Annotated in this window: 25 protein-coding genes and 2 pseudogenes; 16 read left to right on the top strand and 11 right to left on the bottom strand. The window is 65.2% G+C overall.

Translation table 11 applies throughout. The features are described from left to right. Positions 1–91: 91 nt before the first annotated feature. The 8 genes and pseudogenes from CCS01_RS12625 to CCS01_RS12595 all read left to right on the top strand — a co-directional run. A pseudogene (locus CCS01_RS12625) lies at positions 92–760 on the top strand (IS630 family transposase); the annotation flags it as partial. Positions 761–792: 32 nt separating this feature from the next. Next, positions 793–1,502 (top strand): annotated as a pseudogene (locus CCS01_RS34635) (IS5 family transposase); the annotation flags it as partial. Position 1,503: 1 nt separating this feature from the next. Continuing rightward, a partial coding sequence (locus CCS01_RS34630) for a transposase (RefSeq protein ID WP_204848241.1) occupies positions 1,504–1,908 on the top strand: 405 nt, incomplete at its 5' end. A gap of 73 nt (positions 1,909–1,981) precedes the next feature. After that, positions 1,982–2,377, top strand: a complete 396-nt coding sequence (locus CCS01_RS12615) for a hypothetical protein (protein WP_104519170.1) — start codon at positions 1,982–1,984, stop codon at positions 2,375–2,377. Further along, positions 2,374–2,643, top strand: coding sequence for a hypothetical protein (locus CCS01_RS12610; RefSeq protein ID WP_104519169.1), 270 nt, complete (start codon positions 2,374–2,376; stop codon positions 2,641–2,643). The genes CCS01_RS12615 and CCS01_RS12610 overlap by 4 nt, the downstream gene beginning before the upstream one ends. After that, a complete protein-coding gene (locus CCS01_RS12605) occupies positions 2,640–2,945 on the top strand; it encodes a hypothetical protein (RefSeq protein ID WP_146101721.1) in 306 nt (101 codons plus the stop codon). Before CCS01_RS12610 ends, CCS01_RS12605 begins: the two co-directional genes overlap by 4 nt. Before the next feature lie 9 nt (positions 2,946–2,954). Further along, the gene (locus CCS01_RS12600) at positions 2,955–3,680 is read left to right on the top strand and encodes a deazapurine DNA modification protein DpdA family protein (protein ID WP_104519167.1); all 726 of its coding nucleotides are present in this window, start codon (positions 2,955–2,957) and stop codon (positions 3,678–3,680) included. 89 nt (positions 3,681–3,769) lie between these two features. Next, complete coding sequence (locus CCS01_RS12595; RefSeq protein ID WP_104519166.1) at positions 3,770–4,600, top strand: nuclease-related domain-containing protein; 831 nt, start codon at positions 3,770–3,772, stop codon at positions 4,598–4,600. Here the strand turns inward: CCS01_RS12595 and CCS01_RS12590 are convergent. Both CCS01_RS12590 and CCS01_RS12585 read right to left on the bottom strand, forming a co-directional pair. Next, entirely contained in the window at positions 4,584–6,056 is a 1,473-nt protein-coding gene (locus CCS01_RS12590; RefSeq protein WP_104519165.1) for a pyridoxal phosphate-dependent decarboxylase family protein, read from the bottom strand. The two genes, CCS01_RS12595 and CCS01_RS12590, sit on opposite strands and share 17 nt — an antisense overlap. After that, positions 6,056–7,435 (bottom strand): hypothetical protein, encoded by a 1,380-nt coding sequence (locus CCS01_RS12585; RefSeq protein ID WP_104519164.1) that lies wholly within the window; start codon positions 7,433–7,435, stop codon positions 6,056–6,058. Before CCS01_RS12585 ends, CCS01_RS12590 begins: the two co-directional genes overlap by 1 nt. Positions 7,436–7,854: 419 nt before the next feature. Between CCS01_RS12585 and ssb the strand changes: the two genes are divergently transcribed. From ssb to CCS01_RS12560, 5 genes are all read left to right on the top strand, one after another. Continuing rightward, entirely contained in the window at positions 7,855–8,298 is a 444-nt protein-coding gene (ssb, locus tag CCS01_RS12580) for a single-stranded DNA-binding protein (RefSeq protein ID WP_104519178.1), read from the top strand. A gap of 80 nt (positions 8,299–8,378) precedes the next feature. Next, positions 8,379–8,744: a hypothetical protein gene (locus CCS01_RS12575; protein ID WP_146101720.1), complete on the top strand. Its 366-nt coding sequence runs from the start codon at positions 8,379–8,381 to the stop codon at positions 8,742–8,744. Positions 8,745–8,787: 43 nt separating this feature from the next. Then, positions 8,788–9,177 (top strand): hypothetical protein, encoded by a 390-nt coding sequence (locus CCS01_RS12570; RefSeq protein ID WP_104519162.1) that lies wholly within the window; start codon positions 8,788–8,790, stop codon positions 9,175–9,177. A gap of 121 nt (positions 9,178–9,298) precedes the next feature. Next, a complete protein-coding gene (locus tag CCS01_RS12565; RefSeq protein WP_104519161.1) occupies positions 9,299–9,571 on the top strand; it encodes a hypothetical protein in 273 nt (90 codons plus the stop codon). A gap of 35 nt (positions 9,572–9,606) precedes the next feature. After that, positions 9,607–9,813, top strand: coding sequence for a hypothetical protein (locus tag CCS01_RS12560; RefSeq protein WP_104519160.1), 207 nt, complete (start codon positions 9,607–9,609; stop codon positions 9,811–9,813). Between the two features lie 32 nt (positions 9,814–9,845). On the opposite strand, the gene CCS01_RS12555 is transcribed toward CCS01_RS12560, so the two are convergent. Further along, positions 9,846–10,412, bottom strand: a complete 567-nt coding sequence (locus tag CCS01_RS12555; RefSeq protein WP_104519159.1) for a hypothetical protein — start codon at positions 10,410–10,412, stop codon at positions 9,846–9,848. 322 nt (positions 10,413–10,734) lie between these two features. Here CCS01_RS12555 and CCS01_RS12550 point away from each other — a divergent pair, with 322 nt between their 5' ends. Further along, entirely contained in the window at positions 10,735–10,950 is a 216-nt protein-coding gene (locus tag CCS01_RS12550) for a hypothetical protein (protein ID WP_104519158.1), read from the top strand. A gap of 37 nt (positions 10,951–10,987) precedes the next feature. On the opposite strand, the gene CCS01_RS12545 is transcribed toward CCS01_RS12550, so the two are convergent. Then, the gene (locus CCS01_RS12545) at positions 10,988–11,269 is read right to left on the bottom strand and encodes a hypothetical protein (RefSeq protein WP_146101719.1); all 282 of its coding nucleotides are present in this window, start codon (positions 11,267–11,269) and stop codon (positions 10,988–10,990) included. A 958-nt stretch (positions 11,270–12,227) separates the two neighbouring features. Between CCS01_RS12545 and CCS01_RS12540 the strand changes: the two genes are divergently transcribed. Next, complete coding sequence (locus CCS01_RS12540) at positions 12,228–12,824, top strand: hypothetical protein (protein WP_104519156.1); 597 nt, start codon at positions 12,228–12,230, stop codon at positions 12,822–12,824. A 395-nt stretch (positions 12,825–13,219) separates the two neighbouring features. Then, positions 13,220–13,396, top strand: a complete 177-nt coding sequence (locus CCS01_RS33665) for a hypothetical protein (RefSeq protein ID WP_158258363.1) — start codon at positions 13,220–13,222, stop codon at positions 13,394–13,396. Positions 13,397–13,594: 198 nt separating this feature from the next. Here CCS01_RS33665 and CCS01_RS33660 read toward each other — a convergent pair whose 3' ends face one another. The 7 genes from CCS01_RS33660 to CCS01_RS12510 all read right to left on the bottom strand — a co-directional run bounded on the left by CCS01_RS33660 (position 13,595) and on the right by CCS01_RS12510 (position 23,946). Next, positions 13,595–13,768 carry a hypothetical protein gene (locus CCS01_RS33660; protein ID WP_158258362.1) on the bottom strand — a complete coding sequence of 58 codons (174 nt, stop codon included), beginning with the start codon at positions 13,766–13,768 and terminating at the stop codon, positions 13,595–13,597. Between the two features lie 438 nt (positions 13,769–14,206). Then, entirely contained in the window at positions 14,207–15,025 is an 819-nt protein-coding gene (locus CCS01_RS32770) for a hypothetical protein (RefSeq protein WP_146101718.1), read from the bottom strand. A gap of 68 nt (positions 15,026–15,093) precedes the next feature. Then, positions 15,094–15,687 carry a hypothetical protein gene (locus CCS01_RS12530; RefSeq protein WP_146101717.1) on the bottom strand — a complete coding sequence of 198 codons (594 nt, stop codon included), beginning with the start codon at positions 15,685–15,687 and terminating at the stop codon, positions 15,094–15,096. Next, complete coding sequence (locus tag CCS01_RS12525) at positions 15,684–16,508, bottom strand: hypothetical protein (RefSeq protein ID WP_104519153.1); 825 nt, start codon at positions 16,506–16,508, stop codon at positions 15,684–15,686. Before CCS01_RS12525 ends, CCS01_RS12530 begins: the two co-directional genes overlap by 4 nt. 19 nt (positions 16,509–16,527) lie before the next feature. Next, positions 16,528–17,025: a hypothetical protein gene (locus CCS01_RS12520; protein WP_104519152.1), complete on the bottom strand. Its 498-nt coding sequence runs from the start codon at positions 17,023–17,025 to the stop codon at positions 16,528–16,530. Between the two features lie 484 nt (positions 17,026–17,509). Further along, on the bottom strand, positions 17,510–21,517 hold the full coding sequence (locus CCS01_RS35705) for a DUF2357 domain-containing protein (RefSeq protein ID WP_104519151.1): 4,008 nt from the start codon (positions 21,515–21,517) through the stop codon (positions 17,510–17,512). After that, positions 21,514–23,946, bottom strand: a complete 2,433-nt coding sequence (locus tag CCS01_RS12510) for a hypothetical protein (RefSeq protein ID WP_104519150.1) — start codon at positions 23,944–23,946, stop codon at positions 21,514–21,516. Before CCS01_RS12510 ends, CCS01_RS35705 begins: the two co-directional genes overlap by 4 nt. Position 23,947: the final 1 nt, after the last annotated feature.

Raw genomic sequence — 23,947 nt, 5'->3', positions numbered from 1 at the left:
ATACCAACGGCCCCGACCGTTGACTCGTCTGTGACTTGGAGCGACGCGGCGGTCCGTGATTCGCAGGCGTCTCCAAGACAGGGAGACAGCGATGACCGTAGCGATCACCGGCCAGGATCTCTCAGCCGCCGATCTGCGCGAGGCGGCGGCGCGCACGCCGGAGGCCAAAGTGGCGCGTCGGATGCTGGCGATCGCGCTGGTGCTGGAGGGGTGCTCGCGCACGGAGGCGGCAGACATCTGCGCGATGGACCGCCAGACGCTGCGCGACTGGGTGCATCGCTACAATGCCAGTGGCCTGGACGGTTTATCCGATCAGCCGCGGCGCAACGGCCCGCTGCCGCGCCTGTCGGCAGAGCAGCAGGCTGAGATCGGGGCTTGGGTGGAGCAAGGCGCTGATCTGAAGCGCGACGGCGTGGTGCGTTGGCGGCGTGTCGATCTCCAGCACCGGATCGAGCAGAACTTTGGCGTCTCTCTGCACGAGCGCACGGTTGGCAAGCTGCTGCACAAGCTGTCGTTTCGCCGCCTCTCCGTGCGCCCGCAGCATCCGAAGAGCGATCCTGAAGCGCAGGCGGTGTTTCAGGCTGAGTTTCCTGCTCTCGTTGCCGCAGCCCTGCCGCCCGAGGCGGCGGGCAAGCCAGTGGAGATCTGGTTTGGCGACGAAGCCCGGGTTGGTCAGCAAGGCACGCTGACGCGGGTCTGGGCGAAATGCGGAACCCGACCACGCGCCATGCGGGATCGTCGTTTTCAGTCGGCGTATTTGNCATAGGCAGTCAGCTTTGGAGAGGCTGACCGATGCATCGACATGCCTTGCGCGACGACCAGTGGGAGCGGATCAAGGACCATTTGCCGGGCCGTCCGGGGTCCGTTGGCGTGACCGCTGCGAACAACCGTCTGTTCGTCGAGGCCGTGCTCTACCGCTATCGCACGGGCATTCCCTGGCGCGACTTGCCGGAGCGCCTGGGCGATTGGAAGAACGTCCACCGCCGCTTCAGCCGCTGGGCCAAAGCCGGCGTCTGGCAGCGCGTCTTTCAGCATCTCGCCGAGGATGCTGACCCCGAGTACGCGATGATCGACAGCACCATCGTGCGCGCCCATCAGCACAGCGCCGGCGCCCCCAAGAAAGCCGGCGAAGACCAGGCCATCGGCCGCTCGCGCGGCGGCCTGAGCACCAAGATCCACACCCTCGTCGATGCGCTCGGCAACCCGGTCGGCTTTCATCTGACCGGCGGCGAGGCGCATGATCTCGTCGGTGCTGATCATCTGCTGCCCGACCTGCAGGCCGAGACGCTGATCGCCGACAAAGCCTTTGACGCCGACAAGCGGGTCATCGAGCCGCTGACCGCGGCCGGCAAGACCGTGGTGATCCCGCCAAAGTCCAATCGCCGCTCGCCGCGGACCTACGACCGCGACCTCTACAAGGCGCGCCATCTGATCGAAAATTTCTTCGCCAGGCTCAAGCAGTTCCGTGCCATCGCAACCCGCTATGACAAGACTGCCCGCAANTTGTTCGGCGCCGTCTGCCCGGAGCGCAAGACCGGCGCGGCGATCGTGATGCCCGAAGTTGGCATCGAAGCCATGAACGCGCACCTCGCCGCCATCAGCCAGAACGTCGGCGTCGGTGCCATTGCCGTGCTGGTCCTGGACAAGGCCGGGTGGCATACCTCGGCACGGCTGAAGCTGCCCGACAACATCGTGCTGTTGCCCTTGCTACCTTATGCGCCCGAGCTGAACCCGACCGAGAATATCTGGGAATACATGCGCAAGAACTGGTTCGGCCATCAGGTGTGGCCAAGCTACAAGGCGGTTGTCGATGCCTGCTGCGAGGCCTGGAACAAGCTCATGCAAATGCCGGAACGGATTGCTTCCCTGACCCAGCGCAAATGGGCAGCAATAACGGTCACCGGATAGGGCCGTTGGTATAACCATCCCTGCTCCCGCCCGCGGACCGGGCGGGAGCCCCCCTTCGCCAGGAATCCGCGCCATGAGTCATATCGATCCCAGCGGGGAGACCCGACTATCACAGCCCTTCGCCACGCGCCCCGCCGCCTCCGAGGACGCGGGGCGGCCCTCACGGCCATCCCTCGGCATCGACCGCCATCACCTGCGCGCCATCATCGCGGAACGTCGCGCCGCGCTGAGCGCGATCGAGATGGAGATGGTGGCCAGGTGCGAGGAAGCGGCCGCCCGCCCAGCACCGCGCCACGTGCGCCTCGATGATCGCGGCACCTGGGACCGCGGCATGTGGGACCGCTATCTCTCGGCCGCGACCGTGCTGGGACCGGACTACATGCCGCAAATGCTGCGGCTCCACGCAGAGATCGAACGCCTCGAGCGGATACTCCTCCTGCCGGCGGCGCCGGAGGCACGCGCGGCATGACGAGCACATCGACCAACACGGAGACCCTACCGGAGATGTGCTATGTCCGGCACATCACGACGGGCGAAACCGTCATGATCCGGCGCGGCGAGATGGGCTATCTGCCTGTCGATACCAAATGTTCGCCCGAATGCCTCAACGGCCGACTGGCACGCGTGCCGACCGAGGATGAGATCGCTGCCATGAGGCACGGCTCCCTCATGGGTTGGGAAGGAGCGGGCATCGATCCAGCGTTCTGGCAAAGACAACGTGAGCACCGAACGTGACCGCCAGCCGCCAACCTACCTTCCTCCTGGGGTTGCCGGCACTGCGGGATGGCGCACTCTGGCGGACAGCCCGCAGCCTGGGTGCGCCCGTGCTGATCAGCGCTAATGCGCTCTCACGCTGGCGTACCGATATCATCGGTCTGCGGCAGTGGACCGGCTTCGAAAACCGCTGGCTGCACCTCGTCCGCCAACATCCAGTCGCCCTCGATTCCGCCGGCTTCGTGGCAGCCAGCCGCTATAACGGCTTCCCCTGGGACGTGGACGACTATCTCGACCTCGCAGCCAGCGCACCATGGCTGTAGTGGGCGTCGATGGATTGGTGCGTCGAGCCCGAGATTGCCCACGCCGAAGATGCTGTTCTCGACCGCATCTCCGGTACCGTTCGGCTGAACGTGCAATGTCTCAACGGCGCAGATCGGCGGGGCATCGCAGACCGTTTCGTCCCGGTGATCCAAGGCTGGCACCCCGAGCATTATCTGCGCTGTCTGGAACGCATGCCATTCGCACTCGATTTTCCGTTAGTCGGCGTCGGCAGCATGTGCCGGCGCCATGTCGATGGTGAGTACGGCATTCTGCATGTGCTCGACGTCCTCGATCGCGCATTCAACGGCAGCGAGACGCGCTTCCACTTGTTCGGCCTCAAATCACAAGGAATGTCCGCCGCCCGCTCGCACCCACGCGTCGCAAGCTGCGACTCCCAGGCCTACGGTGTGGCCGCGCGACAGGAAGCACTGAAACTTCGATGCGGAAAACCAGACACGCTCGTCGCCGGCGTCATGGAACGTTGGTTCGAACAACAGTGCGCTTGGGTATCGAAGGATTTTCCAAGCCGATCTCCCGCAACGTGGCAGCCTCGTTCGACTCGGCCGGCCGCCTCCCTGCTGGAGGCGCGCGTCGCGTCCGCGATGGAAGACCTGCGCACCTTGCACGAAGCGGGCGAGATCGAGTGGTCGGACTTATCGCCCTTGACGGCCTACCACATGACCTTCTTGGACGATGACAGCGACTGCCACGAGGGGGATAGTCTCGCCGTCTGACCCAGTAGCCGGCCTACCCGGCAACGCAAACGTCATGCGTCATTCGCATCTTCCCGGGAGAGGATGCCACCTCTTTCGCCGGAGGTCGCATGGGGCCGTCGCTTTTGCCGGTAATGCCAACATTGGCCGGGGCCTTCCAGGAACTGGCCAGCTTTGCATCCGGCCGCGCAACCCTCGTCGGAGCAGCCCTGCTCGCGATAGGGCTAATCGTGAGATGGTTCGCGACGATAAGCGGCAGGTCGCGCCCACGCGAACAGCGTCCGATCCGTGTTCCAGCCAGACAGGAACTGGGCCGTCCTCTGTGGGAGCAGGATTCCCGTCAAACCCAGCACACGTCCGAGCTCCGCGCCCAAGCACTGGGAAGGCTCGGCGAAGGGCTTGTGACCGCAGAACTCGAAACAGGCGGATGGCCGATGTTGCGGAACGTCATTCTCAGTGTTGACGGACGAACGGCCGAAATCGACCACGCCATCCGTGTTCCGGACGGGATCATCCTGCTCGAGGTAAAAACCTTCTCCGGATTCATCACCGGGACGGAAAATGATCTCTACTGGATGCAGCACGTGCAAGGACGCACCTACCGGTTTCTAAACCCCGTCAGGCAGAACATGCGCCATGTCCGCGCGCTCACGACATTCATCGACGATCCCACCATCAACATCCGCGGCCTTGTCGTGAGCGCCGGCCGCGCCCGCTTCTGCCCCGAGCTCACAAATGTCGCCGTGCCGCTTGCTCTGCTGCGACGAGTGATGGACACAGAAGCAAGCCAAACGGAAATAGCGCCCAGCTTGCAAAAAGCCTGGACCCGCCTTGAAGCTGAGGCATTGCTCAGCCCGAGCCGACGTGACGATCACATACGCTTTGCAAGAACATGCAGGGAAGCTGCCGCGACAGTATCTCGCGTTACCGGCGAGGCATGACCACGAAAACGTTGCGCGCGTCCAGAACATCACTGACGATGGCATCGACGTCTGACGCCCTCGTTCGATGATTGACGATCGCCGCCCGAAGAACACGACGGCCTCCAAGCGTCGTCGTGGACAACACGCTTCGGCCTGTCTCCTGCAGCCAGGACGCGATCCCATCGTGGGTCGCATCATCGCCACCTGCCACCCGCAAACAAACGATATTCAGCGCGACCGGCGCCACGAGCTCCAGCTCGGGCGTCCGGGCGATCGTGGCGGCGAGGCGTTGCGCCAGGACGCAGCAGTGCTCGACAACCGCTCTCAGGCGGTCAGCCCCATAGGTCCGGATCGTCATCCAGACCTTCAACGCCCGGAATCCGCGCGACAACTCCGGGCCGAGATCGACCGGCCACGGTTCGCCGGCGGTGAGGCCGCGGCCGGTCGGCCGTAGATAGTCCGCCTGCCGCACAAAGGCGGCCCGCAGAACCGCCTGATCCCGAACGACAATGCAGCCGGCGGCATACGGAACCTGCATCCACTTGTGGAAATCGAACACGACGGAGTCCGCCTGCTCGATGCCCCGCAAGAGCGGTTGAAGCCGGTCCGACAACATCGCCATTGCACCGAACGCCGCATCGACGTGGAACCACAGGCCGTTTTCGCGGCACATCTCGGCCAGTCCCGCCAAATCGTCGATTGCGCCAATGTCGACGCTGCCCGCAGTGCCCACCACCATGAACGGCGTCATCCCGGCCGCCCGGTCCGCCTCCAGCCGCTCAGCGAGATCCGGGATACGCATTCGGCCGGCATCATCACAGGCTATCAGTCGCAGCGACCTCGATCCGAGGCCGGCCATGTCCAAGGCCCGCGCGACGCACATATGTGCTCCGTCGGACGCATAGGCCATCAGCCGGGTGCCCCCGATACCGTCCTCGCGCACGGCGCCGCCGAGCGCGGCCCAACGAGCGGCCAGGACCGCGACGAAGTTCGCCATCGAGGTGCCGCTCAGCACCAGCCCGCCCGCCTCCTTCGGAAATCCGAGCATCTCCGCGGCCCAACGCACCACCTGGCGTTCGACCTCGATCGGCGCATGGTCGCGGCCGCCGCAATTCGCGTTCAGACCCGCCGCCAGCATCTCCGCCAGCATGCCGATCACCGTGCCGCCGCCATGCACCCACCCGAAAAAGCGGGGGTGCCGGTTGCCAACACCATACGGCGCCACGAGACGCCGGTAGTCGGCGTACACGTCTACCGGGTCCGCGCCGCTGTGCGGCAACGGTGCCTGCCAGGCGGCGCGTATATCGTCCGGCATCGGCTGCCAGACCGGGCCTTCCCGGACAGCCTCCAGATCATCGAATAGATCATCAAGCATCTGATGCCCAAGGATGCGGAGCGCCCGCCATTCCGCCGGGTCCAGCGATCCGGCGCATGACCGTTCTCCGGCGTGAGGCCCGGCAAGATGCCCGTCCATCACGCCGCCTTGGCGCGTGCCGCGCCTTGCCTGCGCGCGAGAGGCCAGGATTCAGCGAGACGCCGCAGGCTCTCCTCGATCGAACCTCGAACGACGTCGCGCATGCCGATCGCCACACGTAAGGCGCCAAACGGCCCGAGATCCACCGGCTGCCCCAGCAGGACGCCTTGACCAGCCAAGCCGCGGTAAAGCTGACGCAACTCGTCGACCCCCAGCCTCGACCCCGGCTGTCCAGGCGCTTCCACGGCGAACGTCACGATGCCAGGACACCCGGTCGATTGCTCGATGATGTGCGCCCCGGGAAGCGCGGCGACCGCGGCCCCAGCCTCGTCCTCGAGCCGGATCACGCTCTCTGCGACCTGGTCCTCCGATAACGCGGCCTCTTTGAGGGTCGCCAGAGCAGCCGACCAGCGAAGCAGAGGACCGGTCACGTCTGCGGAAGAGGCAAGTTCGGCCAAACCACCAACCCCGGCTAAACCCCCGTGAAGGGCGCAGATCCTGCTTGCTCGAGCGCGCGCCCTCCTCGAAAACCGAGCCGATGGCACAAGCACAGCTCCGGAGAAGGCCGGTCCACCCAGGAATTTCGATCCGGTAATCACAACCGGCCAGCCCATCTTCAGATACTCACGCACCTTGTGAGCTGGCAACCGAAGCTGGCATGCGTCAACGATCACATCGACCCCGGCCGGCGCCTCGACCGGGGCCACCAGCCCCGTCTTGGTGCCATACGTGAAGACGATGACAGCGCGCCCGTTCACTGCCCTGACGGCGTCGCGGAAATCTTCCGCGACCGTGCCCGCCTCTCTTGGCATGCCGTCCGGTCCGCGCAGAGCGACATGCTTTGTGGTGACGTAGGCCTCAACCACCGACCGGCCAGCGAAGGGTCCGTCGAACACACGGCACGCGGCGGCCAGCGGCACGCCTGTGCCGGTCTCGGACGGCGACGGCAGGATAGTTGTCATGGGGCTGTCGCACCCCTCCAGCGCCAAAAGGCAGGCGGCCAGCAGCATTCCGTCGGTTCCCGAGGCCGTGAGGATGACCTGATCTCCCGGGTCCAGCCCGAGGTAGCCGCGGATCGCCACCTCTATGCTGTCCTCGCAGGCCTCGATGCGGCTTGGCGCCTGAATCCTTGGCGCGGCGGCAATGCGCCAAAACGCCGCCGATGCTCGCTCGAAGCCCAGATCGGAGATCGGCGATGCGGTGCAGGAGCTGAGACACGTCAGCGCCGGTGCGGGCGTCGGCGGGCAGAGATATTTGTTCAAACCCTGCCGATCGAGGTTCAGGCGGCTGTCACCGCCCGCCAACAACGCGGCAACAATCCGTTGTTCCTCCCCGTCGATAGCCCCGCGGCCGAACGCAGTGACTGGCCTGTGCTGCATGATGTCATCCCCTCTTCCGGTCGGCTGAGGCTATTCGGTGCCCATGCGAATGACCCGATGCAGGCCATCTCGATCCATGGGGCTATCAGCGAATTGGATGGAGGACTGGAGATCGCGCGCTGCGCCCTGACCCCGCCAGGCGTCCCCGCCTCTCTCGGATGACTGCGGTCTAAACCGGGTCGCGTCCCGCCTCCGCATCCCCGCCGTTGACACCCATCGCGCACGCGCGATGGGGCCCGTCAGTACGGCGCCTTCGGCTCACGGCGCTGCCGTGTTGCTCGCTTTGCTCGCTCCCGCACCAAGACCGCGCCGTTCGGGGGCGGGCGGTCCGCCCCTCCGGTTTTCTCAGACCGCATCCGAGAGGACGACGCCTGGCGTGGTGCCGGACGAGTTCGATGGGAAACTGAAGGAATGAGATGATGTCTGGTTTCCTGAACAAGGTGCAGCTGATTGGCAACCTCGGGCGCGACCCGGAAGTGCGCAGCACGCAGAGCGGCAAGAAAGTCGTGACGCTCAACATCGCAACCGGCGAGAGCTGGAAGGACGCCAGCGGCAACAAGGTCGAGCGGACCGAGTGGCATCGCGTGGTGATCTGGAACGAGGGCCTGGGCGATATCGCCGAGAAGTACCTGGCCAAAGGTGCGAAGGTCTACGTCGAGGGCAAGCTGACCACCCGCAAGTGGCAGGACCAGGACGGCAACGACCGCTACAGCACCGAGATCCATCTCACGCCCTACAACGGGACAATGACGTTCCTGGACTCTGCCCCGGACAACCGCGAGCGACCCTCGAACGGCAGCCGGTCGACCGAGCCGTCCGCCCCGCCGCCGAGCGGTGATCTGGACGACGAGATCCCGTTTTAGGGGTCGTTTTTCGCGGGCGCGCTGATCGCAGCGCGCCCGCAACTATGCTGTTGACGATCCTCTTTGCCACGGAGGCGGGCATGACAGCGATCTTCGGCGCGCCGGCGCGCGCGCATCTCTACGCCACCCTCACGCAGCTGCTTCAATTGCCCGGCAAGCGGGGCAGGGCCTCCGACGATGCGTCTGCGTCTTTCGACGCGCAGGCGGAAGGCTGGAACGTCTTCGACTGCGGGCTGCGCGACGATGGCACGCCGCGCATCGAGCTGCAGCGGCCGGATAGTTCTCCTTGCGGCACGCCGTTGTTCCGCAGCGACGAGGACGCTTGGCAGCATGTCGTCCGCCACGCGCGCGCGGGCTCGATCCTGCATCAAAGGGCGCTGCGGATAGTGGATCCGGTCGAACGGCTCGCCATCGAAGCGAAATGCGGCTGTTGCCCGGGCCTTTAGCCCGCGCGACCAGCCGACAACCCAACATCTCCGGAGGGATCAGATGACCGTTTGTTTCGCGCCGTACGTCCGCGATGCGGATCGCGATGTCTGGGCGTTGCCGCATATCGGGCGGCCCGATCAGGAAGACTTCGAAGTCGACGTGTGCAACGCAAACGCGGTCGACCTTTTACTGACGCTCGGCCTCGAGCCCGAGTCCCACGGCGACGTCATCGCGATCGACGTCTTCTCCAACCTGGTGACGGCCGCGCTGCGACGTCACCTCGGCAAGCGATCACCCGAACTGCCAACTGTCGAGGACAGCGAACCAGGCCGAATGACGATCATCCATATCGGCCGCAACGAAGGCTACATCGAGCGCCAGCTCGGCGCATTGATGAAAGCCATCCAGCGCGGACGCGAAATCGGCGCCACGCATTACAGCTGGGGGTGAGCCTGGTCGCCCCCGGCCTCCACCGGGCGCCCCGCATCTCGAACCGGCGATGAGCGCACCAGGCGACGGGCTGCCCGTCGCCGCCCTGATCCATCCAACCCTCCAGACGACAGGATAGACCATGTCCCGCTCCGAGCCGGAGGCGGTTGCCGCCCCCGATCTTCTCGCCGCGAGCAGCGCCGCGATCGGCGCGCTCGCCGGCGCCGTCGACGACCTGCACAGGGCGGGGCTGATCCTTCGCCAGATGGCGAGCGGCACGTCACAGCAAATTCGAGGTCCCAAGGACTACCGGCGAATCGCAGGCCAGTTCTCCGGCCGCGCACGGGCCTGCAAGGCGGCCGAGGACGCCCTCCTGGCCGCCTGCCGCGCGGCCCAGGCCAGCGCGGCAGATTGAGCCACGCACCCCTCAACCCTTCCCACGAGGCATCCATGAAAATTCACCCGTCCATCACGCCCGAGCGTGTCGAGGAAGCCGTCGAGCGCGAGCAGCGCTCGCTCGACAATCCGGGCTTCTGCGTCCACTGCGGCGCCGAAGCTGAGGGCGTCGAACCCGATGCCCGCAAATACGAGTGCGAATCCTGCGGCGAGCCGGGCGTCTACGGGGCGAGCGAGCTGCTCATCATGATCGTGCTCTGAGCACGCCTCGGGCGCCGCGGGCTGATCTCATGTCAGCCCGCGGCGCGATGCACGTCCAGGAGAAAGTCCATCTCGGCCACGCTGTCACGAGGCGACCACGGCTCGCGATGCCGCGCCAGCGCCACGGCACGCGCGACACCCTCCGCCTGCTCGGCCTGCGCATGGGCCGCCAGCAGCAAAACCGCCGCACGATCAGTCCTGGCTTCCGCTTTCTCCTGCAGCGGTTCGGTCCAGAACGATCCGGCCGTCCTGGCATCAAGCAGTACCTTCTGAGCGTCAGCAGCCGCCAACGATGCGTCGTGTGCGTCCCGGCAGGCCAAGATCGCCCGTCGCACGGCGATTCCTTCAAGCTCGGCCAGAAACGCCGCGAGTTCGGCGGGGGTCACCGGCGCGTTCGTCGCGATGTGCTCCGCCGTCGCGGCGTCGGTGCGTCCACGCAGATCTGGCGCCGGCATCTCCATCCCGAAAGCTTCGGCCAGGCTCATGACTTCGCGCACGTCAGGCGCGATGTCACGCAGCAGACCCAGCGTCGGCCGCGCCCTCCGCTCCACCGGAAACCGCACCACATTCGTCATGCCAGGCAGCAGCTCGATGCGCATGATTCCGCTCCTCTTCACCCTGGATCTTACCTACGCTGATTCGGCGGGAAATATCAATTAAATAGTTGATATAAAACGCTTTTCACGGTATCCGGCTCTTGTTGTCCGCATCACGGGAGCGAGCGGTCCGGGTGAGGGCAGGGCGTTCATAATATCCCCTTCCGCAGCGGTTGCTCACGATGGCGGAGCCTACGTCACGGCGTCGGTTCAGCAACCGCTGCGCGGTGCTCCACATCCGTTGCGCCCCCTCCGGGGTGCCTACACCGCCGCCGCGCCGTCGATCGTCTCCGCAATCGCAACCGACATTGCAGAAGGAGACATTATGAACCCACTCATCTCAGCCATCACCCGAACCGCCCGCAGCCTTCGCCGCTCGATCCACCGGATCGCACAGCGCCTCACCCGAAAAGCGAAGATCAAGCTCGGTCTTACTGTCAGCCTCCCGCCGTTCGTCGAAGTCGTCTTCGACTACCAGGCCGACCTCGGAGAGCCGGCCAACGACAACCGCGCCGGCCGCAAGCCCCGGCACACCGCATAAACGGTGCGGCCCGCCGCCGGTCCCGGCCGGCGGCGGGTCAATGCAGCGTCTGGCCCTCCGCCATCATCAGCATTGCCAGAGCCTCTTCGCTCGTCAGGAAGCGGATCCTCGCCGGCTTGCGCTCGGCGAGATGCGCCTCGAAGCGCGCAAGCAGTTCGGCATCGCCCATCCGCAGCTCATCGCTCACCGTCGGATCGGCGAGCCACTTTCGAAGCATGCGCCGCCCATCGACGATCTTGAAACGAACGACATCCCACAGGTCATGATGCGCAGGACGACGAACATTGAGGATTTGCATGGGAACTTCAGCACGCGGCATGGATCTCGCCCTGACCATCTTGGTGTCGTAGTGTTCTCTGGCGCGATGCGAATGACGCGGTCGCTGAATCAGCGAAACCGAATCCCGACCGCTCCTGCCGAGGAAAGCCGAAGACGGTCGTTGGACGGGGCCCGTGCGACCCCGACCCCTTTGCTTCTCTCCGGTAGCCCTCCATCGGCACGGTTGAGCCGTGTGCGTCTGGGGCTGGGGCTCCTTTGGCTCCGGTCTCCTTGGTGAGAGCGTTGGGCTAAACTGCGAGGCTAGCGGGCCGTTGGCGGGCTTTCGCCCTTCGGCACGATGGCTGTCGAGAGGCCATGCCCAATCCGGCTCGTCCCCGTGGCTCGTCCGGTCGTGTCTGGTCGTTGCCATGGTCGGCGCTGCGCTGATCCTGCTTCGAGAGAGGCAACGCCAGCCGGCAGACGGGCCCGGTTATGCGCGGGTGACGTCATCGCCATCACATGATCTGTCGCCGCGAATGATGGCTTACGGACCGTAGGTTCTCCCGTCCCCTCGAACGCGGCGATCGGGCAGGCGCCCCCAGGTTGCGGGTTTCCGGTCAGGCCGCCGGAGCGGGCACAGACCATTTCCAGAATGCCGCGAACATAGCTCTGGGGCGAGGGCGGCCCCGTGCTCATGGGAGCGCAAAAGGGAGGCGAGAAGATCATCCATCGCAGGCCGAAATGTCGCCGGCACAGTGCCGGCGTCACCCCCTCGGTCGCGTGCGGTTTGGGACGGGCGTCGTCCCCTACAACCCCCGCTTCGCCGCCCAGGCACGATGCGCCTGTCATGGCGGGCGAAGCGCCTCCGGTTCGAACGGCACCGTGTCGCTGCGCTCCCGCACCACTGCCGTCCTCAGGGGTTTCCGCGGCCGCCTTTCCCGTCCCCAGGAAACCGCACCCGAGGGGGAGGACGCCGGCATGGGGCCAGCAACACTCCTCGGCAGCGAGAGAGATAGATCATGACCTCCAAGTCCGCTCCGAAGACCACGCAGAAGTCCGCCCCCGCCCGCAAGCCGCAGGTCCGCCAGGCAGTAACCCTGGAGATGGTCCAGGCAGTCGCCCCACACGGCGGCCTCGCCGAAAACCTCTCCCGCACCTTCGGGGTCGACCCGGTCGATTACGCCGCCATCCGCGAGGGCACCGAGGAGCACATGGTCCGCTGCGCCAACGAGCTGACCGACAATCTCAACGCGAAGGCGATGGAGATCCACCTGCAGCGCATCGTCGGAGCCTTCGTCGGCTCGGCCTACGGCGCCGCCACATTCTACCAGAGCAAGGTCACCACTGCCCGCGACCTCACCGTGGCGTCCCAAAACGACGACCGCGACGAGGACCGCAACGGGGTCGCCGGGTTCGAGAGCAAGGCCGAACGCGCCCGCCAGTTCGCCGCCGAAATGGGCCTGCAAGCCTACGCCCTAATGGCCGCCGCCGAAGGCGCCGTCCACGCCTACGCCCACATCACCGGCGAGACCTGGAAGCCCTATGAGGCCCCCGCCGCCGCCAGCAGCAGCACCGCCCGCAAGTCCGCCGCCGAGGAGCTGGCCGCCTTCGGGTAAGGCACCGGAGCGGGGGTCGCAAGGCCCCTGCCTTCCGCATTGTCCCACCACCCCTCCTTTCCGCCGACGCCCTCCCCAGGGGGAAATAACGGGAGCACGGAACTTGGGCGGTCCCGATCCTGCGACACCAGTTACGGTCGGGGAGGAAAAGCGCTCACCTGCTGATCTTCGAGCGTAAGGCCGGGCAAGGTCGCGCCGATTCAACCCCGCCTTCGGCGCCGCTGCGCGGCCGCTCCAGTCCGGTCCTCGCCATGCTCGCCATGCTCGGCGCGAAGAGGCGCCGAGCATGGCTGCGCGTGGCTCCGGTCCTCCCTCCGCGGAGGTTGAGCCGTCACGAAGCCCGGCCTTCCCGCTGCTCATCAGCAATCGGGCTGATGCAGAAAGGGAACATCGCAATGACACACCTCTCGAACGGCACCGTGGCCACGGACATCGACGCCAACGACGACAACGCCGCACTCTCCGCCCAGGGCTACACAATCCGCCACATCGAAACCTACCACCGTGACATCGACGTGAGCTGCATCGTCTGGGACGCCCCTGCAATCACCGAAGCAGACCTACCCTTCTGATCCGCCCAACGACAGGGGCCGGCCCACACAGGTCGGCCCTCTCGTCGTGTACACACCAGGCGGGCTAGTTCAGGTCGGCACCATCCACCGCCGGGGCACGCACCCGGCTGCAAGGCCAGGACGCGCCAGCCGCAGACCCCAAGAGGTCTGCCACAACCCGGCCTCGCCCGGATGCATGCCTGTTGACGCGCTTTCCCGTCAGCCCATGAACGCAGCGACAAACGCAATCGCCACGACCGAGCCAATCACGCCCAGCTCAGCCAGTTCACGGGAGCCGGATGCGCCGTTAGCAACCGCGCCGATCACGAAAAGCAGGGCGGCTGCGATAAGCCAAATGATGCCCGAAGAAGGCCGTATAGGGGATCGCGACATAATTGTGCTCTTCGGCAACCGGTCTGACGCCACGCCTACTTTATGTCGAAACCGATACTGCCGTCTGACATCCGAGACGGAATGCACTTCCCTGATGATCCGTCCATAGTGTGCCAGGGTCCCAGAGTCCTTGCTGAGACCCATCCTGGAACGCCATTGAATAGGACGGCGGCGATGAAGCCATCTTTTTCAACGACTGGCTTTTTTACGAGAACGACAGACGAAGCACGGCCGACCACTGGCGTACGCTCGGATGGACCTTTGTAGAACGGCACAACAAAACTTGGATCCATAGCCTGTTGATCAGTAACCTTAAGCGACATGCAGCTCAGAGTAGGGACGGCTGACACCGGATAGCGCGGTGAAGCCCAGGAAGCAGTGGTCCACGCAAGCCCGCAGACAGTAAGTGTAAAGAACTTCGAACGCATTCTTCGTCTCCTAACCAAGAACGGATTGACCGGAGGCATTGCCGACTTTCGCTGAAACTGACGCCTGCCATTGCGCCACCGTCTCCGTGGATGAGATCCCATTATTCGAAAGGAAACTCGCAGGCAGCAGTGATGCCATTGTCGCGCCGGGCGGCGCTTGCGCCACCGCTACACCATATGTCGGGCCGAACTCGTAGTAACTCCGCGCGTCCAACACTGTTGGGTTGGAAATACCGGCGGACTGGAGTGTCTGGTTCGCCTGCATCAGGTAACCAGCTGCGGCAATCGCCTCTGTTGTCAGATCGTTCATTCCAGCAGAGCCTTGCACTATTTGAGATGCTAGGCCCGGATTTGCCGCCAGCGCGGTCGCCAACCCCTCCTGATAGGCTGCGGGGAACATCTGGAAAACACCCTGTGCGCCGCCGCCGCCCGAAGGCTGGCTGCACCCGCTCTCCAGCACACACGTCGCCGCCAAAGCGGATGGGTTGACGCCGAGAGCTTCGGCGTTCTGGACCGCCTGCGATCCCCACGATGTTCCAAGTAAAGTGGTCAGGGCGTCACTATCGCCCGTGTTGCCGCTGCCACTGCCACCAGTCCCCGAACCACCGCCAGTTGGGAAAGGGTTCGGCGTCCCGGGATTGATCGTGATCGTCGGAACGCCCGGCTCGGACGCATACGGGATCACCTGCACCGGCGGACCGTTCAGGCTCTGCGCCTGCTGCGCAACCGCCGCATCAACAAGCGCCAGGCCCAGGACCCCCGCTACGCTCGTCCCCACCAGCCGAACACTCCGGCCCATCCAAGGGACCTGTTTGTCTCTCCTCGACATGACACCTCCTCTCGTTAGGAGGCCCACATTGGCGCAATACGTTGTGAACGAGATTGCCGGCTTGACAGTCACGGCGCGGCGCTCGGGCTGATCTCGCACACGACGCGCGTCCCCTCCGAAATGGGGTGAGCAGCACAGCGTTCCGCCAGCCCCAGCCGATCCCAATCGACCGCCGTGCGAATGACAAAGCCCGACAGAAACACAGCGAGCGTCATCGCGCCGGCCAGCGCCATGCGCTGACGGCCCTTGTCCTGGTTCCAACGCCGCTCGCGAATGACCAGCGCTTCCTTCATGTGCTGCGCGAACAGTGGCAACGTGTCGTTCACCAGCCGGCTGACCAACGTCTGTTCCGAGAGGTGCAGATGATATTGCGCAGCGCGCGCCTGGGCGAGGACAACCTCGCCCTGCGCGATCGCCTTCTTGCCCTGTTCCAGGGTTGCAGCGGCCTTCGCAAGCTCGGCCTTCGCGGCCACGTCGATGCCACTCAACAGCGCGTCCGCACGGTCGGCCTGCGATTGCAGCACAAAGGCCAGGCTCTCCAGCGCGCCGGCTTGCGCGGCGAGCCAGCGGCCCAATGGGCCGTCTGGCTCGATGCCATCGCGACGGGCACCCTCGATCAGGCGAACGACGCTCTCGCGGAGCGCCGCCACTTCATCAGTCACGGAAGCCACTCGGCGATGTCCTCCGAGGACCGCTCGAACGCCCCCAGCCACACCTTGGTCATATGCTGAACGGTCGGCGGGACCTTCGCCCCACTCCGATCCGGCCGCCCAGCCGCCGCATCGTAAAAGCCGATACCGCGCTCGCGCAGGACATGCATGCAACTCAATCGGCGAAGCAGGATATACTGAGCGCCCCCCTTTAGCGCAGCGACAAAGTCGGGGTGTTTGATGATGGTGGTGAACGCACCCTCCGTCGTCTGGCCCTGCCGGATCACGCCCTCGTTCAGGACGAAGATCACCCGATCGCCGCGCGAGTCCTCGGCCTTGAACCTCTCCATTGCGTGATTGAAGTCTTCGACGTCGGGACCGAGCATGACGATGTTCGTCAAACCGATCCCGAAATCGCCGCAGAAGTCCTTCAGCATCAGGTCGAGCACCAGCTCCTGCATGACCCGATCGCCCCCACTTAGATCGAGGATCCGTGACACCCGGTCCTCCGTCATCTGGTTGAGTTGCTCCTGTATCCAGTCCTTCTGGTGTGCGATGTCGTCGCTTACAGGGCTACTCGCCCCATCCTCGATCGCTCGGCCCCTGGGATCCTTCGAAGGGTAGAGCGTGCTGAGCGTTCGGCTCTTCAGGTCCCCGTCCATCGGCTTGACCCGGCGCCCGTTCGCACGGGCCCGCTGTATCAGCAGATCAAGAAACATGGTTCCGCCGAGCCGCCCCCGGCCTTCGCGAACAATCAGGTCGATCCTGCCCGGCGAACTGTCCGGAACCGACCGCGGGAGGGGCCCAGCCCCGACGTCAACATCACCGTCCATGGATGCATTCTCCTTTGTGCTAACCGCCCCGCCGGCTGGCCAATTCTGCCTCAAGCCGAGCAAGCTTCTCCTCCCCGGTCAGCTTCCTGCCGGTGACCGCATTCTCCTGCCCAGGCTTGCGAATGAGGCTGGTCCCCGGCGGGTGAATACCTGGCGTCAACTGGCCACGCGGCGCCGGCTCCACCGTCGGCGAAGAGACGACCTCTGGCCTCCAGTCCTTTGAAATCCGCGAGGGATAGTTCTTGAACCGGTACACGGGTGGTGAGTCGTCAAGATCCCGACAGACCCGCTTCCATGTGTTGAGCACGTTGTTCAAGGCGATGCGGTCCGCTGGGATGCTGCCAGCAAGGTCCGCCCGAAGGTCCAGAAGCAGCTCCGACCAAGGTCGATCGTCCCCAACCTTGAGGCTTTTGATCTTCTTATGGTGTGCCCTGAGCCAAGCGTAGATCTCGCCACGCCCGCTCCACTTGTCCAGCTTGCGCTTCCGTACCAGCCGTTTTCGTTTTGGTTCGCTCATGCGGCTATGATCGTGCGCGACCTTGCGAATGAACTTGAGGCTGTCGCCAGCCCAGGTTGCTCACGCCCAGCACACTCCTAGCTCACGCGGAGCACACTCCCAACACACGCGAAAGGGTGAGCATATGGACCAATGCACCCTTGGTGCTTTTTGTCAGGGTGTCCGAAAGGGGCCGGCGAGGCCGGAGGTTCCGGCGGCGGCATACCGTAGAGCTGCTGAAGCAGCGCTTGACGACGCTGCTCGGAGGCTACCGCAACCTACACAGAAATGCTTCGGGCTCTGAGGGCGATAGCAATTGCACCGACCGAGGCAGAGCAGAATCTGGAGTCCTGCTCAAGGCCGTGGTGGGCCACCTTGCGGACCAGCGCCTGCTGCTACCCTGTATACGCGTTCAGCCTGAACCATGCGTGCCGAACATGTCCGTAAGGCTACGAAAGCAAGATGCCGGAACCAAGGTGACGCAGCGAGGAGACGCTTAAACATGTCAGTCAAGATCGGCGCCCGTGACCTGGACCAAGTTCGCGCCCGCGCCACCTGCCAAGTATGTGTTCAATGCGAAGGCAACGGGTGACATTCGGTGGAGGGCGGGCGGCACCTCGACGTCGAGGCGCACTCGCCAGTGCGGAGTCGCACCGAAAGACGCGAGCCTGGCATCGAGCTGGCGAACGAGCTTGGCGAAGGCGTGGGCGGATGGGGAGCCGGTGCGCAGCGGAGCGACAACTGGATCCAAAGGATCGACGGCCATCAGCGCGAGCAGCAACTCGCAGGCGTCCCTGAACGGAGTGCCGTAGAGCCGCGCAACCTTCTGGCCCTCCTCGTCAGAGGAAACGTTGACCGGGATGCGCAGGAGCAGTCCCTGCAACGAACGTCGGCACTGCCTGAGGATGAGAGCTGCACCGCCGGACACTGAGGACAGCGCTCCCACGAAGTTTGGATGCCTCCAGGCGGCGTTGCCCAACGCTCGCATCGTGTGGCCCATCAGTGCAGGACTGAAAACCTCTCCATCGGTGTAATGTCGGAGCCGATCGACTAGATGGTGCAGGATCGCGTTCCGTTCGCCCGCCCCATCGCCGACGAGCATAGCCAGCATGCTCGACGTCTTCCGGTACGTGTCCACGTCGTCGCCAGCCTGGCGATCCAGATCAAAAAGCAAACCTGTGAGTTCCGGCGGTGCGTCTTCGTGGAGCAGCGACAGGATCTCGAGAGTGCGCGGTATCTCGCGGCAGTGCAACTCGGGTGGAAGGGCGGTCCACAACTGTTCGCGGAATCCAGGGAAAACACGCTGAACGTTGTCCGGAGCGGTCGCGAGGCTTCGTCCCTCCGACCAGCACTCGCGCGTCACGGCGAACAGAAACCTCGCAAATTTCTCGTCACTGAGACGAAGTGACTGCGTCGCCTTGACGAAGGTGTCCGCACGATCCTTGTCCCACGGCACCTGCGGAATAAGTAGGGGCTCCCGGCTAAGCACCGACGTGGTGCCCTCGCCTCCCTTGATCCACTTGGCCTGCAGCCCAACGAACGGAGCATCGTCCGGGGAGGCAGGCTCCACCGAAAGAATGTAGCTATTTTCGAGGCCGTACCGGTAGGAAAGTCGCAGCCGCGCGCGCACTTCGTGGTCAAGAGGGAACGCGGGCGAATCGAGCCGCGCCTCCCACGCGACTGGCAGGCGTCCCTGGCGACCGACGAGCAGCGGGAAGGAGAACCACCGGTGCCCGCGCGCCAGCGTGAGGGTCTCCGGGACCGTGAACTCCTTGGCCGCACCGAGGAACGGGTCGGTAAACGTCCCTCGCTCGAGCAGCGGGAGTTCACCGAAGTGGCCGTCGCGCACGACCTCGAGCGACAGCTCGGGCAGCCACTCACGCCAGGTGGGAGAGCCCGTGTCCAGTCGGAGCAGGCACTCACGCGCGCCGGCCGCGAGTGTCCCCGACGTGACCACCGTTCGTCGCCGCAACCACGATGCGAGCGAAGACACCGTGGTGACGCGATGGGCTTCGGGCCCCTTCCTACCCTTGCCGACGTCGAACTCAACGGCAAGGTCCCGCCGAAGCGCCACTTCGTCGGCTACCTGCACGGAGTTAATATGGAAGAACACATCAGCGCTACCGTCGTCGGGATGGATGAAACCGAAGCCCTTCTCCTCGTTGAAGATCTTGATCCGACCCGTCTGTCGCCCAGCCCCATAAAACCGTTGGTAGTCGCACGGGCCGCCGATCAGCACCGCACGGGCCTTGCCGATCTCCGAGAGCGCATCCCTCACGCTCTGATCGAGGCGATCGATCCATCGCGCCACCTCGTCGTCGAACCATGCAGGGTCCTCGAAGAACTTCACGACGTCGGGCGTCGCTCGCTGTCTTGAAGCGATTTGTACAAAGATCGAACCGCCACGCGCGACAAGCGCACCGATCTTGCCGCTGCGGAGGAGGTCCTCGACAACGCGCTCCTGGAACTCAGGCGCCAGCGTGCTCACGTCTCGTTCGACCAGCATCCGCGCGTAGGCGCGGAGGACATGTGGCCAACCGAGCATCTCCAACTGCTCGTCGGGAGGGAGCAGCGGTTTGCGCTCCCAGTAGATCCCGCGCGACGACGGATGTGCCTGCTCGAGCTTCTTGTCATGCCGGGCGGTCAGCACGGTCAATGAGATGCCGCCGAACTCCATGTCGACGACCACCACCGTCTCTCCCGGGCGGGGCCCGCGCTCACCTGCCGCCGAAGCCCAGGACATCGCGGCCGCGACGCTCCTCCACACGGGAACCGGACGATGGAACGAGCCTCCGAACGCGCTTCGCAGGCTGCGCTGCGAGAACTCATCGACGGCATCGGGGACGGCGTACGCGACCCGTGCATCGGTCGGCACCTGAAGTTCTGACGCGAGATTCCCCAGCAAGCGGTCCGCCGCCAAGGCGAGCATCCCTGCGTCGGCCTGCTCGCTCGCGTCCAGGACGTCGCCGGTGGCTCGCAGCGAACGACCGGCAGCGCCGAGGACCAACTCCCGGTCCGTGCGCCCTTCAACCCAGTCGATGCCACCCTCTTCGCCCGGCACATCGAGCGCCAAGGCCCACGGTGCCGAGAGCAGCGGCAGACCCTTCTCCGCGCCGACGTGCAGCGAGGCGGTGCCGAGCTCGATGCCGAGCCTTGCACCGTCCGTCAGCACAACGGCGGTGTGTTCTCGGCGCTCGAGGTTCGGGTTCACATTGCAGCGCTGGAGGATTTGCCGAGCCATCTGCGTGGCAAGGGGCGTCAGCCCGGCGAGGTCGGCGAACGCGCGGTCTGCCCCAAGAAGCGAGGTCTCCAAGCCGTCGATCGCGATACCGATTCCGCGCTGAGGCTGGAGTCGCTCCGAGGTGGGACGCATCTCGAAGGCGAGCGCAGAGACCGACTCCTCCACGAGGAGCCCTCGCCCGCCCGAGCTGGCGACGTGGGCGAGGATGAACTCACCCTCCAGCGAGAGGCGGATGCGGAACGCCGCGTCGTTGTGCCCGCTCGGCAACACCAAGAAGTGCAGCGGCGGATTCAGAAACCAGTCGGCCCCGACCGCCTCGGCGCCCAGCACCTCGACTCCGAGGTGGTGCTCGTCGCCGCGTTCCGTGAGGACGCGTCCCAGCGTCTCCACGACCACCACCCGCTCACCGGTCACGAGCTGCGCTGCGACCATCCAGCACAGAAGGACGCGCGTACGCTGGAGGGCGTCGTTCCAAGACTCGCGCAGTGCCTCCTCATCGTCGCGCAGCCACTTCCATGCGCGAAACACCCGCGAGTAGTGCGGGTCGCTCAGCAGGACGTTGTTGGGCTGCAAGCGGGTCAGGGTGGGGATCTCGGCGAGTTCGGAGCGTCTCATCCGCTCATCGCAAAGGCGAATGCACTCCTCCAGCCGACGCACACGCTCTACGTCCTCGGTTGTTCCGTCGTAGGCGTCTCTGTGGTCCAGCCGGCTGCCGGCGCGCCGAACAAGGAGCTTGGCGAACGACCGAAGGAGCCGGTTCTCGGTCGTGTCGACGGACACGTCGCGCTTCACGCCCAGCGCATGGGTGCGGCCCGAGAGCTTCTCGCGGATGTTCCTTCCGGGCTGTCGGGCAAGCCACGCCATCGATCGGGTGTCGACCTCGCGAAGCTGATGGAACGGGAGCTGCTCGTGGGTCCTGACAGTTCGATGGCGATGCCGGTCGAGCAAGTGCTCGAGGGAGTCCGCGGTGAACTCGGCGGCGACGAGGAGGCGATCGCGCGGAAACGGCCGACTCCCCTTCGAGGTGGCGATTCGAACGTCGCGCAGGATCTCCGTGAGAGGTCTCGGGAGAGGGGCGCCTGTGCGCGGATCGCGGTGGGCGATCGTGGCGAACACGTGCTCCGCGACCTGGTGGGAAATCCACCAAGCCGCTTCCACGGTCGGCGCGCTGGATGCCGCCAAAGCGTCCAACTCGTCGAACTGCGGGATCGGCGGCGGTAGCGCCGCTGTCTTGGGAGCGGCGCGGTCGCGCGCCGCGCGCGCCTTCTTCATTCAGCGTTCTCCAGGTACCTCGCGCTGTTCCAGACGAACGCGCCGTGTCCCACACGGCATGCGATGTCGAAGTCGTCCGATAGCCCAAGACCCATGTCGGCGCTGTCGAGTTGCTTGCGGATGGGGTCGAGGCAGTTGCGCTTCGAGTCGCCGGTAGTCTCGATACCCCGGAGCTTCGGCATAACCTTGAGGACGAGTTGGTCCTCGTAGGCACGCCGCAACGTGCGCTGGAGCGCGTCCGCATCCTGGCGCGCGCGAGCGTCGATCACCTCGGGGTGGTTCGCCATGTAGTACTCGACCGACTGCCAGACGCGGTGACCTAGAGCTCGGCCCACGTATTCGAGCCGCGAGTTGATCTCCTGGAGCCCCTCCTTGAACGGCTTGAGCTCGTCCGACGTGAACGGCGAACGAAACTGCACCCACTCGCGCCACGCGCTCTCCGCGAGCAACGGCGACTCCGGTCCGAGGATGACCTCCTTACGGCTGTGAAGCTCACGCGGACGCGGGAAGTACAGCAGGTTGGAACGGTCGACGACCTTGTCGGACAGAGCCTTGGTCGTCTCGTCCTCGTTCATCGTGCCTACCCAAAGCACGTTCCGTCCCAGGCGCAGCGGGTACGGCGGCGTGCCGGCACCGAGGTCGATGTCGAGCGTGACGTCTCGACTCTCGCCACGACGCTGCTCGAGTCGGCTGAGGAGATCGCTGAAGTACTGCTCCACGTGGGCAAGGTTCATCTCGTCGAGCAAGACCAATAAGAGCCGGTCCGAGAGCCCATTCTTGTAGGTCTCGTGGTGACGGTCATGCTGAGCCTGCACCATCGCACGCAAGACCGTTGTCGCGTTGAATCGGTTGTCGACCGAGTTGAAGAAGCCGAACAACGACTGCGGGCTGTCCCAGTTCGGCTGGACCGCGAGCGAGAGGAACGCGAGCCCGCCGAAGCGCGAATAGAGCCGAGGAAGCTCCGACTTGCCGGTGCCGCTCACTCCAGCGAGCACCGTCAACGGTGACAGCTCTGCGGCCTTGAGCGACGTGTGAAAGGCCTGGATCAGGCGCTTCGGGAAGCGCATGCCGCTGCTTTCGCACGCGGCCGTGATCGAGTTGAGCCAGTCGAGCTCCTTCGGCGTGCTGCCCTCGGCGCGCTTGAAGTCCGTACGCCAGGGCTCCTCGATGGCGCCAACACGCGCGGCCCGCTCCTCGGGGCGCTCGTACAGGGCACGCATCCGGTCGACGTCGGCCTTGTACTTCTCCATCTCTCCGGCGAGCACCTCGAGTCGGCGTTCCGCGACCTCGCGACGTTCTCGTTGCTGCTCGAGATCAGCAACGCCGGTAAGCCAGCGGCTCTGCTCAGCCTTGAACTGCGTGAGCTCACGAACCAACCGGTCTCGTTCAGCCGCCCAGGCACGCTCCTGCTCCTGCAGGGTCACCAAGAGTTCCTTGTCGCTTGCACTCGGGCGGCGGAGAAGCTCCTTCTCGAGGTCGCTGATCTTCTTCGACTGCTGTGCGATGCGCTTCTCGATCTCGGCGGGGTCGTCCCCGAACCTCGCCAAGAGGTCGCGCGACGCGGCCAATTGTGACTCGAGCGAGATGACCAAGTCGCGGTCCCGTCGGTGGTCCTCACGCAGAGCGTCCAACTGGCGCTCCAGCGACGTCACCTGGTCACGCGCTCTCTCCTCGATGGACCGCTCGATACCCGCGCGGTACCCGGCGAGATCCTCCTCCTTCCCACGCAGGTCGCCAAGCCCGCGGCGAAGCTCAGCCTCCAGGTCAGCGAGGCGAACGCGCTCTCGCTCGATCTCCTCAAGGGCGGATTGCTGCTCCTTGGCGAAGCGCGCTCTCTGCTCACCAAGCGCAGCATCCTGTGCGGCGCCCTCGGCAGCGAGCTTCGCGAGGTGCCGCTTCCGCTCCGCCTCGAGCTCTGCGTCGAGAGCCTCGGTGCGGGTTCGCCGCTCATCGGCGAGCCGCTTCTCAAGATCTTCGACTCCTTTCAATCGACCCGCGTCCAGCTCGGCCTGGAGGCGCTCTACCTCAGCGCGCAGCGACGCGTGCGCCTTGGTGAGGGCGCCGAGCGCTTCACGGTTCTTCGAGGCGAACCCTTCGCTCGCCTCGATCTCACGGTGAGCCACGTCACGAGAGCGCACTTCGAGCGAACTCTCCGTCTCTGCCGCCTGCTTCTGGCGCCTCGCGAGATCGGCGAGGTCACGCTGGACCTTTGTCTTCGCAGCCTCAACCTCCTCTTCACGCTCCTTGAGCGCCCCGGCTTGGTCGTTGACCTGCTGCTCGCAGTCCTTGAGTGCCTGCTCACGTGCAGCCAGGGACTGCTCGCGCGCGTCGAGTTGCTTGAGGCGAGCCGCAGCGTTCACGTCGAGCGCATTGGCAGCGCTCGTCTGGCCAGCGTCGACGGTGGTGGCTTCTTCGTTTGCGCCGCTCATG

Source organism: Rhodopila globiformis (assembly GCF_002937115.1).
Taxonomy (GTDB): domain Bacteria; phylum Pseudomonadota; class Alphaproteobacteria; order Acetobacterales; family Acetobacteraceae; genus Rhodopila; species Rhodopila globiformis.
Note: the sequence above shows the minus strand (reverse complement) of the source record. Positions and strands in the feature narration are given on the sequence as shown.

Bases quoted from the DNA above. Each gene is read 5' to 3' on its own strand.
- CCS01_RS12615 (WP_104519170.1), top strand. From the start codon at position 1,982: ATGAGTCATATCGATCCCAGCGGGGAGACCCGACTATCACAGCCCTTC.
- CCS01_RS12610 (WP_104519169.1), top strand. From the start codon at position 2,374: ATGACGAGCACATCGACCAACACGGAGACCCTACCGGAGATGTGCTAT.
- CCS01_RS12600 (WP_104519167.1), top strand. From the start codon at position 2,955: ATGGATTGGTGCGTCGAGCCCGAGATTGCCCACGCCGAAGATGCTGTT.
- CCS01_RS12595 (WP_104519166.1), top strand. From the start codon at position 3,770: ATGGGGCCGTCGCTTTTGCCGGTAATGCCAACATTGGCCGGGGCCTTC.
- CCS01_RS12590 (WP_104519165.1), bottom strand. From the start codon at position 6,056: ATGGACGGGCATCTTGCCGGGCCTCACGCCGGAGAACGGTCATGCGCC.
- CCS01_RS12585 (WP_104519164.1), bottom strand. From the start codon at position 7,435: ATGCAGCACAGGCCAGTCACTGCGTTCGGCCGCGGGGCTATCGACGGG.
- ssb (WP_104519178.1), top strand. From the start codon at position 7,855: ATGTCTGGTTTCCTGAACAAGGTGCAGCTGATTGGCAACCTCGGGCGC.
- CCS01_RS12575 (WP_146101720.1), top strand. From the start codon at position 8,379: ATGACAGCGATCTTCGGCGCGCCGGCGCGCGCGCATCTCTACGCCACC.
- CCS01_RS12570 (WP_104519162.1), top strand. From the start codon at position 8,788: ATGACCGTTTGTTTCGCGCCGTACGTCCGCGATGCGGATCGCGATGTC.
- CCS01_RS12565 (WP_104519161.1), top strand. From the start codon at position 9,299: ATGTCCCGCTCCGAGCCGGAGGCGGTTGCCGCCCCCGATCTTCTCGCC.
- CCS01_RS12560 (WP_104519160.1), top strand. From the start codon at position 9,607: ATGAAAATTCACCCGTCCATCACGCCCGAGCGTGTCGAGGAAGCCGTC.
- CCS01_RS12555 (WP_104519159.1), bottom strand. From the start codon at position 10,412: ATGCGCATCGAGCTGCTGCCTGGCATGACGAATGTGGTGCGGTTTCCG.
- CCS01_RS12550 (WP_104519158.1), top strand. From the start codon at position 10,735: ATGAACCCACTCATCTCAGCCATCACCCGAACCGCCCGCAGCCTTCGC.
- CCS01_RS12545 (WP_146101719.1), bottom strand. From the start codon at position 11,269: ATGCCGCGTGCTGAAGTTCCCATGCAAATCCTCAATGTTCGTCGTCCT.
- CCS01_RS12540 (WP_104519156.1), top strand. From the start codon at position 12,228: ATGACCTCCAAGTCCGCTCCGAAGACCACGCAGAAGTCCGCCCCCGCC.
- CCS01_RS33665 (WP_158258363.1), top strand. From the start codon at position 13,220: ATGACACACCTCTCGAACGGCACCGTGGCCACGGACATCGACGCCAAC.
- CCS01_RS33660 (WP_158258362.1), bottom strand. From the start codon at position 13,768: ATGTCGCGATCCCCTATACGGCCTTCTTCGGGCATCATTTGGCTTATC.
- CCS01_RS32770 (WP_146101718.1), bottom strand. From the start codon at position 15,025: ATGTCGAGGAGAGACAAACAGGTCCCTTGGATGGGCCGGAGTGTTCGG.
- CCS01_RS12525 (WP_104519153.1), bottom strand. From the start codon at position 16,508: ATGGACGGTGATGTTGACGTCGGGGCTGGGCCCCTCCCGCGGTCGGTT.
- CCS01_RS12520 (WP_104519152.1), bottom strand. From the start codon at position 17,025: ATGAGCGAACCAAAACGAAAACGGCTGGTACGGAAGCGCAAGCTGGAC.
- CCS01_RS35705 (WP_104519151.1), bottom strand. From the start codon at position 21,517: ATGAAGAAGGCGCGCGCGGCGCGCGACCGCGCCGCTCCCAAGACAGCG.
- CCS01_RS12510 (WP_104519150.1), bottom strand. From the start codon at position 23,946: ATGAGCGGCGCAAACGAAGAAGCCACCACCGTCGACGCTGGCCAGACG.